18 protein-coding genes and 1 tRNA gene are annotated in these 14,917 nt (G+C 73.3%); 11 read left to right on the top strand and 8 right to left on the bottom strand.

Features of this window, described 5'->3' with window-relative positions; all coding sequences use genetic code 11:
* The first annotated feature begins 14 nt into the window (after positions 1–14).
* On the top strand, positions 15–389 hold the full coding sequence (locus BLU82_RS03665; protein ID WP_092615750.1) for a DUF2255 family protein: 375 nt from the start codon (positions 15–17) through the stop codon (positions 387–389).
* Here BLU82_RS03665 and BLU82_RS03660 read toward each other — a convergent pair.
* Genes BLU82_RS03660 through BLU82_RS03650 form a run of 3 tightly spaced genes read right to left on the bottom strand, consistent with a single transcriptional unit; the run spans position 370 to position 3,739 of the window.
* Positions 370–2,052 carry a hypothetical protein gene (locus BLU82_RS03660; RefSeq protein ID WP_092615746.1) on the bottom strand — a complete coding sequence of 561 codons (1,683 nt, stop codon included), beginning with the start codon at positions 2,050–2,052 and terminating at the stop codon, positions 370–372. The genes BLU82_RS03665 and BLU82_RS03660 overlap by 20 nt on opposite strands.
* Positions 2,053–2,105: 53 nt before the next feature.
* Positions 2,106–2,561, bottom strand: coding sequence for a helix-turn-helix domain-containing protein (locus tag BLU82_RS03655; RefSeq protein ID WP_092615742.1), 456 nt, complete (start codon positions 2,559–2,561; stop codon positions 2,106–2,108).
* Positions 2,558–3,739 carry a thiolase family protein gene (locus BLU82_RS03650; RefSeq protein ID WP_092615739.1) on the bottom strand — a complete coding sequence of 394 codons (1,182 nt, stop codon included), beginning with the start codon at positions 3,737–3,739 and terminating at the stop codon, positions 2,558–2,560. The genes BLU82_RS03655 and BLU82_RS03650 overlap by 4 nt, the downstream gene beginning before the upstream one ends.
* A gap of 63 nt (positions 3,740–3,802) precedes the next feature.
* Between BLU82_RS03650 and BLU82_RS03645 the strand changes: the two genes are divergently transcribed.
* On the top strand, positions 3,803–4,168 hold the full coding sequence (locus BLU82_RS03645) for a metallopeptidase family protein (protein WP_092615735.1): 366 nt from the start codon (positions 3,803–3,805) through the stop codon (positions 4,166–4,168).
* A gap of 350 nt (positions 4,169–4,518) precedes the next feature.
* The gene (locus BLU82_RS03640; protein WP_092615732.1) at positions 4,519–5,274 is read left to right on the top strand and encodes a hypothetical protein; all 756 of its coding nucleotides are present in this window, start codon (positions 4,519–4,521) and stop codon (positions 5,272–5,274) included.
* Between the two features lie 3 nt (positions 5,275–5,277).
* On the opposite strand, the gene BLU82_RS03635 is transcribed toward BLU82_RS03640, so the two are convergent.
* The gene (locus BLU82_RS03635) at positions 5,278–6,123 is read right to left on the bottom strand and encodes a phosphotransferase (protein ID WP_092615729.1); all 846 of its coding nucleotides are present in this window, start codon (positions 6,121–6,123) and stop codon (positions 5,278–5,280) included.
* A 37-nt stretch (positions 6,124–6,160) separates the two neighbouring features.
* Here BLU82_RS03635 and ligD point away from each other — a divergent pair, with 37 nt between their 5' ends.
* A complete protein-coding gene (gene ligD / locus BLU82_RS03630; RefSeq protein WP_092615726.1) occupies positions 6,161–7,090 on the top strand; it encodes a non-homologous end-joining DNA ligase in 930 nt (309 codons plus the stop codon).
* Between the two features lie 16 nt (positions 7,091–7,106).
* Here the strand turns inward: ligD and BLU82_RS03625 are convergent, their stop codons facing one another.
* The 3 genes from BLU82_RS03625 to BLU82_RS03615 all read right to left on the bottom strand — a co-directional run bounded on the left by BLU82_RS03625 (position 7,107) and on the right by BLU82_RS03615 (position 8,925).
* On the bottom strand, positions 7,107–8,273 hold the full coding sequence (locus BLU82_RS03625) for an aromatic acid exporter family protein (RefSeq protein ID WP_197682725.1): 1,167 nt from the start codon (positions 8,271–8,273) through the stop codon (positions 7,107–7,109).
* Positions 8,274–8,282: 9 nt separating this feature from the next.
* Positions 8,283–8,579 carry a co-chaperone GroES gene (locus BLU82_RS03620; RefSeq protein WP_069113269.1) on the bottom strand — a complete coding sequence of 99 codons (297 nt, stop codon included), beginning with the start codon at positions 8,577–8,579 and terminating at the stop codon, positions 8,283–8,285.
* A gap of 67 nt (positions 8,580–8,646) precedes the next feature.
* Positions 8,647–8,925, bottom strand: a complete 279-nt coding sequence (locus BLU82_RS03615; protein ID WP_092615723.1) for a DUF3618 domain-containing protein — start codon at positions 8,923–8,925, stop codon at positions 8,647–8,649.
* Positions 8,926–9,032: 107 nt separating this feature from the next.
* Between BLU82_RS03615 and bcp the strand changes: the two genes are divergently transcribed.
* The 3 genes from bcp to BLU82_RS03600 all read left to right on the top strand — a co-directional run bounded on the left by bcp (position 9,033) and on the right by BLU82_RS03600 (position 11,370).
* Positions 9,033–9,512, top strand: a complete 480-nt coding sequence (gene bcp, locus BLU82_RS03610; RefSeq protein ID WP_092625401.1) for a thioredoxin-dependent thiol peroxidase — start codon at positions 9,033–9,035, stop codon at positions 9,510–9,512.
* Positions 9,509–11,275, top strand: a complete 1,767-nt coding sequence (locus BLU82_RS03605) for a hypothetical protein (RefSeq protein ID WP_092615720.1) — start codon at positions 9,509–9,511, stop codon at positions 11,273–11,275. Before bcp ends, BLU82_RS03605 begins: the two co-directional genes overlap by 4 nt.
* 12 nt (positions 11,276–11,287) lie before the next feature.
* A tRNA-Leu gene (locus BLU82_RS03600) sits at positions 11,288–11,370 on the top strand.
* A 47-nt stretch (positions 11,371–11,417) separates the two neighbouring features.
* Here BLU82_RS03600 and BLU82_RS03595 read toward each other — a convergent pair.
* Complete coding sequence (locus tag BLU82_RS03595) at positions 11,418–12,080, bottom strand: DUF6308 family protein (RefSeq protein ID WP_092615717.1); 663 nt, start codon at positions 12,078–12,080, stop codon at positions 11,418–11,420.
* A gap of 137 nt (positions 12,081–12,217) precedes the next feature.
* Here BLU82_RS03595 and BLU82_RS03590 point away from each other — a divergent pair, with 137 nt between their 5' ends.
* From BLU82_RS03590 to BLU82_RS03575, 4 genes are all read left to right on the top strand, one after another.
* Positions 12,218–12,490, top strand: a complete 273-nt coding sequence (locus BLU82_RS03590; RefSeq protein WP_092615714.1) for an SAV_915 family protein — start codon at positions 12,218–12,220, stop codon at positions 12,488–12,490.
* Positions 12,480–12,938, top strand: a complete 459-nt coding sequence (locus BLU82_RS03585; protein WP_092615712.1) for an Lrp/AsnC family transcriptional regulator — start codon at positions 12,480–12,482, stop codon at positions 12,936–12,938. Before BLU82_RS03590 ends, BLU82_RS03585 begins: the two co-directional genes overlap by 11 nt.
* 61 nt (positions 12,939–12,999) lie before the next feature.
* Positions 13,000–14,064: a GTP pyrophosphokinase family protein gene (locus BLU82_RS03580; RefSeq protein WP_092615709.1), complete on the top strand. Its 1,065-nt coding sequence runs from the start codon at positions 13,000–13,002 to the stop codon at positions 14,062–14,064.
* Between the two features lie 45 nt (positions 14,065–14,109).
* Positions 14,110–14,913: an NAD(P)H-binding protein gene (locus tag BLU82_RS03575; RefSeq protein ID WP_092625399.1), complete on the top strand. Its 804-nt coding sequence runs from the start codon at positions 14,110–14,112 to the stop codon at positions 14,911–14,913.
* Positions 14,914–14,917 lie beyond the last annotated feature (4 nt).

Raw genomic sequence — 14,917 nt, 5'->3', positions numbered from 1 at the left:
TGGTTGTCACGATCATGACCGACAGCACCGCAGCCATCGCCCACCTCGACCGCACCGGCACCGTCCGGCTGGCCACCCGGACCGAGGACGGACGCGAGATCGTCACCAAGATCTGGGCCGTCGTCGTCGACGGGCAGGCGTACATCCGCAACGGCTACGGCGACTCCTCCAAGTGGTACGCCCGCCTCCGCCGCACCGGCGAGGCCACCTTCGTCGACGGCGGCACCAGGTACGACGTCACCGCCCAGCTCGCCGCCGACGAGGCGACGAACGCCAAGGTCGACGACGCCTACAGCGCCAAGTACGCCGGGTCGGGCTCGTCGCTGCGCATGATGATCACCGGCGACGTCCGCACGACCACCCTCCGCGTCACGCCCGTCCCTGCTTGACGAAATTCCGCAACGCGATCAGGCCGGTGACCAGAGGCACCGCCACGACAGCGCGAAGCAGGTACTGCCAAGCGTGCGGTTCGGCCGTTGCCCCGGTCCGCATCAGTACGCCGGCCGGCGCGAACGCGTAGGACAGGAACTCGTCGATCGCGGACGCCTGGGGATCGACGGCCCACACGGAGACGGCGGCGCTCAGAACGGCCAGCAGCAGCCAGCACAACAGCGCTGGTGCTGGCCGTTCGCCGTAGCCGAGCAGGCGGTAGCCGGCAAGGGTGAGCCGCTCCCAGACGGAGCGCGCCGCGAGGTGCCGCAGCCGATACGCGCACCACGCGATCTTCGTCCGCGTCGCGCCGGGCGCTCCCTTCTCGCGCGCCAGCCGTGCCAGTGCGTCGACGAACTCGGCATCCTCGGCCAGGCGGGCCGACATCTCCGGCGCGCGGCGGAGGAACAGTGGACGAGGCCACCGGTAGCGCCGCCCGGCGCCAGGGAGCGCGCTCGTCCGAGGATCGACGTGGTGCGCCGCCTCCAGCGCCGCGACGGCGGAGCGCCGCTCCGTTGGCGACGGCAGCGAGAACCCGGTCACGACGGCGTCCCGAACGGTGTCCGCGCGCGACTCGGAGAACGCCGCGATCCCCACCAGCTCGAACCCACGCGGGCCGCCGCTCACGTGCGTCCCGGCGACCTCGTTCAGCCGCCACGGCCCGGCAAGCCCCGACACGACCGTGGCAGGCGCCGCGGACAACTCGTTGGCTCCGAGGTACGGGTGGCTGCCCAACCCAGCCACCCGCGAATCCGCCTGGACCAGGACCTGTGCCGGCCCCTGGAGAAAGACGTTCGACAGACCTGCGGTCCCGGTCACGTCGAGCCCGAACGGCTCGTTCCCTTCAGTCGCGTGGCCGATGGAAACGTTCGTCGCCGCCTCGAGGACGACCGTCGACCCGCCGACGATCTCGAGCATCGGCGGGTCGGGAAACCTGTCGGGACGAACCGCCGCGACGAGGGCAGCGACGTCCATCGTGCGGGCGGCCGCGGCGCCGGCCGTGATCCTGATGGCCAGCTCCCTGGAGGCGCTCAGCCCCCGGACCGCCGGACAGGGGATCGAGCCGTCCACACGCCCACTCGAGTCCAGTAATCGGAAGATCGGCCGGACCGTGTCATAGACCGTGAGGTCGGGCAGCCAACCGATGAACGGGACGTTCGCATCCGTCCAGACGTCGATCGACAGTTCACGCGCGGTCGCCGGATCGACGGCGAACGCGAACGAACCCTGGTCCAGGATCAGGCGCCCGGAGACGTCGGGACCGACGAACACGGCCGTCTCGGCCTTCCGGCCGAACTCCTGCCACAACAGCAGCGTTCCAGCGTGCTGCGTCAGCAGGATCGCCCCTGGGCTGCCACCGAGGAGCACCTTCACAGTGCTGTCGCCGTTCAGCCCGGAGAAGCGGATCGGCGTCCTCTCGTACGGGGCGGCACCGATGACCTCGACGGTCAGGTCGCGATTCGGCAGGACGCCGGAGAGATCGACGACACCGCCCGGCCGGTCGGCCGCCGTCACGGTGAGGAAGACGCCGCCGTCGTCAGTTCGCCGGACGGTGGGCGCGAGCCAGTCCGAAACGGCACCGGCCATCGTGTCTGCGAGGGCCTCGACGTAGGGGTCGGACATGCGTGCGCTCCCGAGGGCTCAGCCTCGCGGCGGCCCGCCGCGGTGGCGTCAGCCTACGCCAGGACTTGGTCGACACCGCCGAGACGCAGCAGGCGGGACGAGCCCGCGCCGACGGGCGAGCCGCAGGCGGCGCAGACGGCGGCCAGGTGCAGCTCGGCGCCGCACGAGTGCTCCCACACCGTCGGCGGCGGGCCGTCGGTGACGTAGCGGTCACCCCAGTCCATCAGCGCCAGCAGCACCGGCTGCAGCGCCCGCCCCGACTCCGTCGCCACGTACTCGTAGCGCCGCGGCTGCGACGAGTACGGCCGCTTCTCCAGCACCCCGGCGTCGACGAGGGTGCGCAGCCGCGCGGCCAGGATGTCGCGGCTGCCGCCGGTCGCGGTGGCGATGGCGTCGAAGCGGACGTTGCCCAGCAGCACCTCGCGCAGCACCAGCAGGCTCCACCGCTCCCCCACGACGGCCAGCGCGTTCGCGATCGAGCACTCCCGAGCGGAGCCGCGGACGCTCACGACCTGTCCAGCCGCTCGACGATGGTCGCGTTGGCCAGGCCGCCGGCCTCGCACATGGTCTGCAGGCCGTACCGGCCGCCGGTCTGCTCGAGCACCGACAGCAGCGTCGTCAGCAGCCGGGCCCCGCTCGCGCCGAGCGGATGCCCGATGGCGGTGGCGCCGCCGTTGACGTTGACGCGGGCGGGGTCGGCGCCGGTCTCGTCCAGCCAGGCGAGGACGACACTGGCGAACGCCTCGTTCACCTCGAACGCGTCGATGTCGGCGAGCGTCAGCCCGGCGCGGGCCAGCACCTTGTGCGTCGCCGGGATGATGCCCAGCAGCATGAGCAGCGGGTCGGCGCCCGCGACGGCGAACGAGTGCAGCCGGGCGCGCGGCCGCAGCCCCAGCCGCCGGGCGACGGCGGCCTCGACGATGAGGACGGCCGCTGCGCCGTCGTTGACCGGCGACGAGTTGCCGGCGGTGACCTGCCAGGCGATCTCCGGGAACCGCCGCTCCCACGCCTCGGCCCGGAACGACGGCGCCAGCCCGGCCAGCGCCTCGGCCGAGGTGTCCGGCCGGACCGACTGGTCGACGGCGATGTCGGCGCCGGGCACCTTCACCACCTCGCCCGCGAACCGGCCGTCGTCCCACGCGGCGGCCGCCCGTTGGTGACTGGCCAGCGCGAACGCGTCGAGCCGCTCGCGTGGCAGCCCGTGGCGGGCGGCGATGAGCTCGGCGCTGACGCCCTGCGGCACCAGTCCGTCGGGGTACCGCTCCGCGACCCCGGCGCCGAACGGGTCGCGCCCCGCGGCCTGCGAACCGATGGGGACGCGGCTCATCGACTCGACGCCCGACGCGATGGCGACGTCGTAAGCGCCGCTGATGACGCCCTGTGCGGCGAAGTGCACCGCCTGCTGGCTGCTGCCGCACTGGCGGTCGACGGTGACGGCGGGCACCGACTCGGGGAACCCGGCGGCCAGGACGGCCCAGCGGGTGGTGTTCATGCTCTGCTCGCCGATCTGCCCGACGGCGCCGCCGATGACGTCGTCGACGGCGGCGGGGTCGAGGCCGGTGCGGTCGGCGAGCGCACGGAGGACGGTGGCGTGGAGGTCGACCGGGTGGACGGCGGACAACGCGCCGCCCGGTTTGCCCCGTCCGAGGGGCGTGCGGACCGCGTCGACGATGACAGCTTCTCGCATGGCCCCACTCTAACTGCTCAGTTGGGAATTCCAACCCACTAATGGCCGACGTAGACTCGCGGCGTGGACGCCGACTCCATCGACCTCGACGCGTTCGAGGACATGGTCACGCAGGCCCTGACCGAGCTGCCCGAATGGGTGCAGCGGGCCGTCGCCGGCATCGCGATCATGGTCGACGACGAGCCGCCGGCCGACTACCACGGCCGCGGCCTGCTGCTCGGCCAGTTCCACGGGGTCGCCCGGACGCGCATCGGCGGCCGGGTGCCGGGCAGCCTGCCCGACCGCATCGAGCTGTACCGCGTCCCGATCCTGCGGGTCAGCCAGACGCCTGACGACGTCGCGGCGCGGGTCCGGAAGGTGCTCGGGCACGAGATCGGGCACGCGTTCGGCATCGCCGAGACCCGGCTGCGCGAGCTCGGATGGTACTGACCGGCGCCTGTGGCGCACCATCAAGAAGACTATGTTTACCCAGGCCAGAGGCCGTTGCCGCAACCTCCGGAAGCTGTCTACCGTCCGAACGGACCACCTTGGCGGACTGAACTGACGAAATCTGCGGAACGGCTTTTGCCGCCTCCACGCGCCTGAGTAGGGTTACGCAACTGGGGGGCGATCTGTAGCGGCTTCGTGCGAAATTCGCCAGATCTCCCTCCGGGAACCAGAAGGGATCTCGGTCGATCAGCAGGGCTCGGCAAGAGAAGTCGACGGGACGCCGGCGTGGCCACGGGGCCAGGTCCAGCGGTCCCCGGTTCGGCGCGCCCCGGCCCACGCCCGCCGGCTGGGTGTTCGAGAAGGTCCGCCGCTACCCGGTCGTCATCGTCTGCGCGTTCGCGGCCACGCTCGGCATCACGCTCGGCAACATGCTGGTGCCCAGCATCGACAGCGCGCTCGGCATCGACCGCCTCCCGTCCGCCGACCAGATCATCGCCTCGCCCGGCGACGAGCCCGAGCGGCCGTCCGACGACGAGCCCGGCGAGGCGCCCACCGACGACGAGAGCGGCGACTCCGCCTCCCCCGACCCTGACGACGACGGTGACGGCGGCAGCGGCGGCGCGGGCTCGGGCCACTCCGGCGACGACGGCGGCGAGGACTCGTCGGACGAGCCCCAGGCCGAGCCGGGCGGCGGCGACGGCACCGGGTCGGGCGACGACGACGGCGACCGCGACCCGTCCGAGGAACCCGACGACACCGACGGCTCCGGCGAGACCCCGTCCGGCGACGACCCGCCCGAGGAGCCCGGCGACGACGCCACCGAGGTCCCCGGCTTCGAGACCCCCACCGGCCGGCCGACCACCTCGCCGACCGACGACGACCCGACGCCCACCACCAAGCCGACGGCGGGCAAGCCGACCGAGGAGCCGGCCGAGGACGAGCCGTCCGAGGAGGAGGAGAACGAGGGCATCTGCCTCGAGATCGACCTCTCCCCGCTCGAACTGGCGCTCTGCCTGCTCGGCGGCGGCCAGGCCAGCCCGTCGCCGGTCCCGTACCTGCCGGCGCCGACCACCACGCCGACGCCCGAGGCCACGCCGGCCCCCTGACGCTCAGCCGAACGTGCGGTCCAGGTGGGCCAGCCCGAGCCTGGCGTACTCGGCGGCGTCCGTCTCGACGCCGTACGCGATGTCCTCGAGCAGCGCGCACCGCGCGTAGAAGGCGACCCGCTCGGGCCCGACGGCGTCCCGGTCGCCGCCGTACGAGGCGACGATCCGCTCGATGACGTCCGGGCCGAGGTCGCGGTACAGCCGGCCGAGGTCGACGGCCGGATCGGCGATCGCCGCGTCGGTCCAGTCGATGACGCCGCTCAGCGCGCCGCCGTCGACCAGCAGGTGCTCGGCGCCGAGGTCGGCGTGGCAGAACGTCAGCCGCCGCGGCGGACCGGGCGGCGGCGCGGCGAGGAACGCCTCGACCCGGCGCCGGCCGGCCGCCCCGATGACCGCGGCCGCCGTCTCGTACGACTCCGCCGCGTCGGCCAGCCACTCGGCGCCCGGCGTGTCGTCGACGTCGACCAGCGCGGACAGCGAGCCGTGCGCGTCGGCGTGCAGGCCGGTGAGGAACCGCGCGAGCGGCTCGGCCAGCACCACCGGCGCCGCGACGGGGTGGAACAGCAGCGGCGCGCCGGGCAGCTTCCGGTACGCGAGGATGCCGGTGGGTTCGTCGACGAACACCGGTTCCGGCACCGGCAGGCTGGACACCGCCGCGACCGCCGTCAGCAGCGCCGCCTCGCGCTCGGCCGCCGCGAGCCGCGTCGCCGGGTCGTCGTCGCGGGACCGGCGCAGCACGAGGTCGCCGGCGGCGAAGGCGACGTTGTCGGTCCCGGCGCCGAGCGGCACGACCGCGCCGGCGTGGGAGGGCAGCTGGCGGCGCAGCGCCGCGCGGATGTCGTCGAGCATCTGGCGAACGTACCCGGCGTCGGCGAGACTGCAAGACATGCCGAGCAAGGTCAACGTCGACGTCGAGGGCCGCACCCTGGGTCTGAGCAACCTCGAGAAGGTGCTCTACCCGGAGACCGGGACGACCAAGGGCGAGATCATCCAGTACTACACGCACGCGGCGTCGGTGCTGCTGCCGCACCTGCGCGACCGCCCGGTCACCCGCAAGCGCTGGCCCAACGGCGTCGACGAGGCGAACTTCTTCGAGAAGAACGCGCCGCGCGGCACGCCCGACTGGGTGCGGACGGCCGAGCTGCCTTCGCCGGGCTCGACGAAGGACCGCGAAACCGTCGTCTACGTCATGGCCGACGACCTCCCGACGCTGGTGTGGCTGGCCAACCTCGCCGTGCTCGAGCTGCACGTGCCGCAGTGGACCGTCTCCGCCGAGGGCACCGGGACGAACCCCGACCGCCTGGTCGTCGACCTCGACCCCGGCGAGCCGGCCAACGTCATCCAGTGCTGCCAGGTCGCGCTGCTGCTCGGCGAGCTGTTCGACGACGCCGGCCTGCCGTCGTACCCGAAGACCAGCGGGTCCAAGGGCATGCAGATGTACGTCCCGCTCGACGGCTCGGCGACGGACGACGACGTCAGCTCGTACGCCCGCGGGCTGGCGCAGCGGCTGGAGAAGGAGCACCCGAAGCTGGTCATCTCGCGCATGGAGCGGGCGGCGCGCGGCGGCAAGGTGTTCATCGACTGGTCGCAGAACAACTCCGCCAAGACGACCATCGCGCCGTACTCCGTCCGCGGCCGCGCCCGCCCCACGGTGTCGACGCCGGTCACCTGGGACGAGGTCGAGGCGGGCGCCCGATCGACGGCGACCAAGCGGCTGCCACTCCAGTTCGACATCGACGACGTCCTCGCCCGCCTCGCCGACGGCGACCTGCTCGCCCCGATGTTCGACGAGGCCCACGCACTCCCCGCCGACTGAGCCGCTCTGCCCGCCGTCAGCCGTAGCTGACCGGGCCCTCCGGCAGGCCGGGCAGCAGTTCCTGGACCTCGTCGCGGCCCAGGCCGGTCGCCAGCAGGACGTCGACGGCGAGGGAGCGGACCTGGGCGATCACGATCTGCCCGGCGAAGCCGCCGGTGTGGTCCAGCGCCTCGGTCGCCATGCGGGCGGACTCGACGGCCGACACGCGGGCCTCGCGCGGCTCGTCACCGCGTTCGAGGTCGATGCGCAGCAGCCGGACGGCGCCGGCCAGCGCGCGCAGCGACTGCGGCAGCACCCGCGGCACCGGCTCGTCGCGCTGCAGCAGGCTGATGACGTGGCGCACCAGCACGCGGGTGTTGCGGGTCATGTGGTCCAGCGGCGTGGCGACGTCGAGGTAGGCGGCGAGGTGACCGCGCTTCTGCCAGCGCACGGGCGCGATGCGGGCCACCTCGTTGGCGCCCTCCAGCGCCGAGTGCATGGCGTCGACGTCGGCCTGAGTGTCGCGGGCCCGCTCCAGCGCCTCGGCGGCGGCGGTGCGGTCGTGCCCGGCCAGCGCCTGGGCCGCGGACTCCATGATCTCGGCGACGGTGGTGAGCAGCGGGTCGATCTGCCGCCGCGCCGCCGAGACGGGGTTCAGCGGCAGCAGCAGGACGCTGATCGCCAGCCCGACGCCGCAGCCGACGAGGGCGTCGACGAAGCGGTCGAGGTTGAGGCCCGTGGGGTCGGCCGGCGCCAGCGCGACGACGAGGACGGCGGACGCGCCGGCCTGGGTGACGATCAGCGGTCCGCCGTTGACCAGCAGCGCCAGCACCATCGCCAGCGCGACGACGACCGCCAGCTGCACCACGCCGCCGCCGATCCACGACACCAGCAGGTCGCCGACCAGCACGCCGACCGCGACGCCGCCGACCAGCTCCAGCACCCGCGGCAGCCGCTGCCCGAGCCCTCCGCCGAGGACGATCAGCGCGGAGATCGGCGCGAAGAACGGCTGCGCGTGGTCGATCGGCGGGATCGTCGCCAGCCACCACGCCAGTGCCGCGCCGAGCGCCGACTGTACGATCGGCAGCGCCGTCAGCCGGACCCGTCGCAACCGGGTGCCCGCGCTCTCCTTGGACCGCTGCGCCAGCGCGTCGAGCGCTTCGTCGCGCCGCGGCGACGACGGGTTCTCGGGCGGTCCGGACACGGCCGGGCGCTACAGGTACAGGCCGGTCTGGCCGTCGCCGATCCGCTCGGACGCGACGGCGTGCAGGTCGCGCTCGCGCAGCAGCACGTAGGTCTCGCTACGCACCTCGACCTCGGCCTTGTCCTCGGGGTCGAACAGCACGCGGTCGCCGGCCTCGACGGTGCGCACGTTCGCGCCCACCGCGACGACCCGGGCCCACGCCAGCCGGCGGCCCATGGCGGCCGTGGCGGGGATGACGATGCCGGCGGACGACCGGCGCTCGCCGTCCTCGCCGTCCAGCGAGACCAGCACGCGGTCGTGCAGCATGCGGATGGGCAGCTTGTCGGGGTCCTGGGTGGTCACAACAGTAGAGAGTACGTCCGGACGGCGGCGGTCAGCGCCGCCGTGCCCGCCACAGCAGCAGGCCGGCCACGAGCGCCGCACCGGCCACCGCGCCGAGCACCTCCAGCCGCGGGCTGCCCTCGGGCGTCGTGAGCCGCGCCCGCAGTCCCGCCGTCGACTCCTTGACCAGCCGGGACGGCGCCAGCCGCGCGGTCAGCTCGTCGACGTTGGCCGACAGCCGGTCGGTGCGAGCCTGGATGTCGGACTCGATCTGGCGGATGCTGCGGCCGCGTTTGGCCAGCTCGGCCTGCACCTCGGGCGCCATGGGCATCGGCTGGCGCGAGGCCGGCAGAACGGGCTCGGTCGGTCTCTGATCCGCGGCGGACACGGATCTACCGTACCGATGCGGCCGCCCACCCGTATGGATACGGTGTGAACGTGACTGACTCGCGACTCTCCCCGGGCGACGCCGCGCCCGAGTTCACGCTCCCCGACGCCGACGGCAAGCCCGTCTCCCTCGCCGACTACCGGGGGCAGCGGGTCGTCGTCTACTTCTACCCCGCCGCCATGACTCCGGGCTGCACCACGCAGGCCTGCGACTTCCGCGACAACCTCGCGTCGCTGCAGGGCGCCGGGTACGCCGTCCTTGGCGTCTCGCCCGACGCGCCGGCCAAGCTGGCGACGTTCCGCGAGCGCGACCACCTCACCTTCCCGCTGCTCTCCGACGTCGACCGCACGACGCTCGAGGCGTACGGCGCGTTCGGCGAGAAGAAGCTGTACGGCAAGGTCGTGCAGGGCGTCATCCGGTCGACGTTCGTCATCGACGCCGACGGCAAGGTCGAGAAGGCCATGTACAACGTCAAGGCGACGGGGCACGTCGCGAAGCTCCGGCGCGACCTGGGGCTCGACGCGGCGTGACACGTGCCCGCCTGCGCACCGTCCTCGCCGTCGCGCTGATCGTCCTCGGCACGCCGCTGCTGCTGGCCGGCGCCGCGACCGCCGTCTACGTCGGCCCCGACGACACCGTCGAGTACGCGCGCGCCGACGTCGGCGGCGAGGGCTCCGTCACGGCCACCGCGGTGGGCCTCGCGACGGTCACCGGCCCGGTGCTGCACGTCAGCGCGCGGATGGCCGACGACAGCGACGTGTTCGTGGGCGTGGCGCACCGCATCCACGTCGACTCCTACCTCGACGGCGTGGGGCAGCAGACGGTGACGGCGGCGGACCTGCGCGGCGAGGTGACGTCGTCGTCGGAGGACGGTTCGCCGGCTCCGGCGGCGCCGCCCGGCGACCTCGACTGGTGGGAGTCCAGCGCGTCCGGGTCCGGCTGGCGCGGCGTGTCGTACGAGCTGACGGACGAGCCGGTGCGGGTCGTCGTCATGTCGCCGTCGGCGTCGGGCGAGCCGCTGGACGCCGAGCTGAGCCTGGGCGTCGAGGTCGACGGCATCTTCGTCACCGGCGTGCTGGTGGGCGTGGGCGGGCTGCTGCTGATCGGGGCCGGCGTGTTGCTGATCTGGCTGCGGCGGCGACGGCGCAAGCGGGAGCGTGCGCTGCGCGCCGTCCCCGACGACGACAAGGACGAGACCCCGAAGCCGCCGCCGGACGAACCGGGCGAGAAGCCCCAGCCGGAGAAGGAGAAGGTCGCGACCGTCACGCCGCTGCCGAAGCGGCCGCTGCCCGAGCGCACCCCGCCGCCCCCGGCGCCCGCGCCGCCGCCGAAGCCGTCCGCCCGCGTCGCCGTCGTGCTCGGACTGACCGGGCTGGTGACGGCGTGCGCGCAGGTTCCCGGCGAGGTCGACGAGGGCGCGCGCGACGAGCTGATCCCGGCCATCACGTCCGACCGCGCCGAGGGGTTCTTCGAGCAGTACAACGAGGTCGTCGGCGCGGCGGCGTCCGGCGCCGGCGACGCTGCCTTGGCCGACGTCGAGGGCGGCACCCTGCTGGCGACGTCGCAGTTCGCGGCCGAGGAGCGGGCGGTCACCGGCTCCGTGCCGGAGGGCCCGCCGTCCGCCGTCACCCCGTCCGTCGTGCTGTCGCCGCAGGTCGGCGAGTACCCGATGTGGGCCGTCGTCACCGGCCAGTCGTCCGCCGGCGGCGCGCCGTCGTGGTTCCTGCTCACCCGCGAGGACGCCGCGTCGCCGTGGCTGGCCAGCCTCGCCGTCCACCCCGCCGAGGGCACCTCCGTCACCGCGCCGCTCACGGCCGACGGCGCCGCCGTCGTCGCCGACGACGACGCCTCCCGCCGCGGCGACGAGGTGCTGGAGGCGCTGCGGGCCTACGGCGAGACCGGCGAGGAACCCGAGGGCATCGACCTCACCTTCGCCGACGGCCTCACCAGCCTGCCGGCGCACGGCCTGCAGCTCGGCACGGCGCCGCCGGAGTTCGGCACCGCCACCCGCAGCTGCGCCGTCGAGAACGCCGGCCAGACCCACTGGCTGCAGACCGAGTACGGCGCCGTCGCCCTGGCCTCGATCAGCTGCACCCAGTCGGTGACGGTGAACCCCGGCTACTCGGTGGTCATCGAGGAGGCCGGCCTGGGCACCATCCCCGGCGGGTCGCAGATCTCGCAGGCCGAGATCTCCCAGAACGCCACCTTCATCCTCTCCGTCGACACCGACGGCTCGGCGACGGTGATCGGGCAGCGCATGCAGCCCATCGGCATGACCTGGTCGCTCCCCTAGGATTGGCCGTGCGCGGGAGTGGCGGAATCAGGCAGACGCGCCAGATTTAGGTTCTGGTGTCCTCGGACGTGGGGGTTCAAGTCCCCCCTCCCGCACGAACCACCCCATGCGTGTTCCGGACGGGCCGAGGCGTCGGATGCTCCTACGCGGACGTCTTGACGTGCATCCAGAGCACGACGTCGAGGATGCGCAGGGGCGGGTCGAGCAGGTCGGCCTCGCGGACCGCGGACTCGGCGGTGACCTTCTCGAGCAGCCGCCGCACCTCGGTGTCGGTGACGAGGTGCTGGTAGACCAGCCAGTCGACGCGGCGGTCCTCGCCGACGCCGAGGAGGCCGCGGGTGACGAGGGAGTCGCGGACGGGGAACAGGCGGGGTCGCTTGCGGGCGCACAGCTTCGACGCCGCGACCCACTTGTTGCCGCCGAGGGCGTTCTTGAGCTGCAGGTGCAGGTGCTCGGCGGCGTCGAGGACGGTGTCGTCGGCGTCGGCGAGGTCGGACTCGACCGGCACCATGCGTAACGCCTTGAGGATGTCGTTGCGATGCGGGCCGCCCTGCAGCAGCTGCCGCCCGGCCCGCGGCCCGACGCTGATGCCCAGCAGCGACGTGGCGTAGAGGTCGGCGGCGGTGATGGAGTCGTACTCCACTGGGCCGACCGCGAGGAAGCTGCGGCCGGCGTAGTTGGAGTCGCGGTCGTAGAAGAGCCGGAGGTTCTGCACGGCGGCAGGGTCCTCGAGGGCGCCCAGCGCGGCCGAGCGGGCGCGGTCGAGCTGAGCGGAGGACGGCCGACGGGCGCGTGTCGGGGTCACAACGATCATCGTCGCAGGCTCCTCGGACACATCCAACCCCCCGGACCGTCAAGTGGACGTCAGAATCGCGGCCGCGGGCGTGTGGAACGCATGAAGATCCGGCCACGGTCGGCCTGCGCGACCCTAGCGTCGCCGGCATGGAGCACTCACAGGCATTGTTCGTCCCCGTCCGCTCGACGTCGTCCTGGCCGGCCGTCGTCACCGCCCGCCTCCCCGGCGGCGACCGCGTCGGCCTGGCCTTCACCAGCGCCGAGGCGCTGGCCGCCGCCATGGGCCGTACGCAGCAGTGGACCCGGCTCAGCCTCGCCGCCGAGCGCGCGCTGCTCGCCCCGCTCGGCGTCACGCGCATCCAGGTCGACCCGGCGCTCGTCGCGGCCCCGGCGCCTCTGGTCAGGCATCATGCCGCGTGAGCTGGACGCCGTCGACCGGGTGATCCTCGGCCAGCTGCTGCGGATCGGCCGCTCGCCGCTGCACGTCCTCGCGCGGCGGGCCGGGCTGAGCGTCTCGGCGATGTCGGTGCGGGTCCGGCGGCTGGAGGAGGCCGGCATCATCGCCGGCTTCCGCGCCCAGCTCGACCTCGACGCCGTCGGGCGGCCGGTGCAGGCGGTGGTGCGGATCGAGCTGGCGCCGGCGACCGAACGGCCGATCTTCGAGAAGTGGCTCGGCGGCCGGCCTGCGGTGACGGCGGCCTGGCAGCTGGCCGGCGACGCCGACTACCTCGTGCACCTGGCCTGCCGCGACGTGGCCGGCCTCGACGACGAGCTGCGCGAGCTGACGGCGCACGGCGGCGCCCAGCGCACGTCGACGAACATCGTGCTGCACGCCGTCGCCGATCTCGGCGGCCATCTGACCGACTGACGCGAAGCTGACGTACGCTCGCAGGCGCACCGCCGCCGTGATCGAGCAGACGTGAGGGCTGATGGCCGAGCTGACCGCCAAGCAGTGGGGCACCAGGTACGGCGCCCAGCGCGCGTTGTACGAGCAGCACGCGACCCGCCTCCGGGCTCTGCTCGCCGACGTGCTGAGATCGGCGGGCATCGACGTGGTGCAGATCGAGTCGCGCGCGAAGACGGTCGACAGCTTCGTCGAGAAGATCACGCGCAAGGGCCACGACGACGACCCGATCACCACCATGACCGACCTCGTCGGCCTGCGCGTGATCACCTACTACCTCGAGGACATCGGGCGGGTCGGCGAGTTGATCGCCCGCGAGTTCGAGATCGACGAGGACAACTCCGCTGACAAGGCCACCGACCTCGCCTCCGACCAGTTCGGCTACCTCTCAGCCCACTACGTGGTGCGGCTCGGCCCGTCGCGGCGGGAGCTGGCGGAGTGGGCGCCGTTCGCGTCGATCACGGCGGAGATCCAGGTGCGCACGGCCCTGCAGCACGCCTGGGCGGCGGTGAGCCACAAGGTCGCGTACAAGACGGCGGCGCTGCCCGAGCCGATCCGGCGCCGGCTGAACCGGCTCAGCGCACTGTTCGAACTGGCCGACGAGCAGTTCTCATCGTTGCGCGACGCGAGCGCGGCGACCGACAGCGAGTACCGCCAGCTGGTGGACCGCGGCGCCCTGGACGTCCCGGTCGACACCTCGTCCATCGGCGCCTACCTCGACGGCCGCCGGGGCGAGGAGCTGACGACGCTGTTCCAGCGGCACGGCTTCGACGTCTCCACCCAGCAGCCCGAGAACCGGCAGCGGCGGGCCCGGTCCGGACTCGTGTCGGAGCTGAAGACGGTGGGCATCGGCACGCTCGCCGACCTCGAGGCGTTCGTGTCCGACGCCGCGCGCATGGACGCCGCGGTCGAGCTGGTGCGGACGGTCTACGACACCGACGGGCACCGTCCGCGAGGGCCCCTGGAGGACCTGCTGACGATGACCGTGACGGCGGCGCGCGACTTCGGCGAACGGCCGGGCCGGCCCTACCTCACCGAGCAGTGGGCCGACACGCTGCTGCGGGTGCGAGGGGACGAGCCCGCCCCATAGCCCACGATGTGCGTACAATGTACGCGTACGGTGTACGCTGTGAGCATGGCCATCCTCGTCACCGGTGCGACCGGAAGCGTCGGCCGCCTCGTCGTCGACCATCTGCTCACCCTCGGCGCCACGGACGTGCGCGCCCTCGTCCGCAACCCGGCCAAGGCCACGCTGCCCGGCGGCGTCGAGGTCGCGACCGGCTACGTCGCCGAGCCCGGCACGCTGGACGGCGTCTTCGACGGCGTCGAGCGCCTGTACCTGACGTCGTACGCCGAGACCGCCGCCGAGGTGCTCACCCTGGCGCGGAAGGCCGGCGTCCAGCACGTCGTCAGCCTGTCCGGCGAGCGGGAGAGCTGGTGGGGCTCGATCGTCGACGACGTCGAGGCGTCCGGCATCGCGTGGACACACCTGTGGCCGGGCGAGTTCATGGAGAACGCGACCATCTGGTCCGAACAGATCCGCACGACCGGCCAGGTCCGCGACGGCTACGCGGCGTCGGCCAACGCGCCCATCGCGATGGACGACGTCGCCGCGGTGGCCGCCGTCGCGCTGGTGCAGGACGGCCACGTCGGGCAGGCGTACTCCCTCACCGGCCCCGAGACGCTGACCCGCGCCGAGAAGGTCGCGCTCATCGGCCGCGCGCTCGGCCGCGACGTCCCGTACGTCGAGCTGAGCCGCGACGACGCCATCGCCGAACTCAGCCGTTCCATGGGCGAGTACGCCGAGTGGTACGTCGACGGCGAGAAGGACCTCGTCGACCACCCGCAACAGGCCACCGACGCCGTCGCCCGGCTGCTCGGCCGGCCCGCCACGACGTTCGCCGAGTGGGCCGTGCGGAACGCGACCCTGTTCCGCTGAGCCG

It is taken from the genome of Jiangella sp. DSM 45060, from assembly GCF_900105175.1.
Taxonomy (GTDB): Bacteria; Actinomycetota; Actinomycetes; order Jiangellales; family Jiangellaceae; genus Jiangella.
The sequence above is the reverse complement of the archived record's forward strand: the minus strand, read 5'-3'. Positions and strand labels throughout refer to the sequence as shown.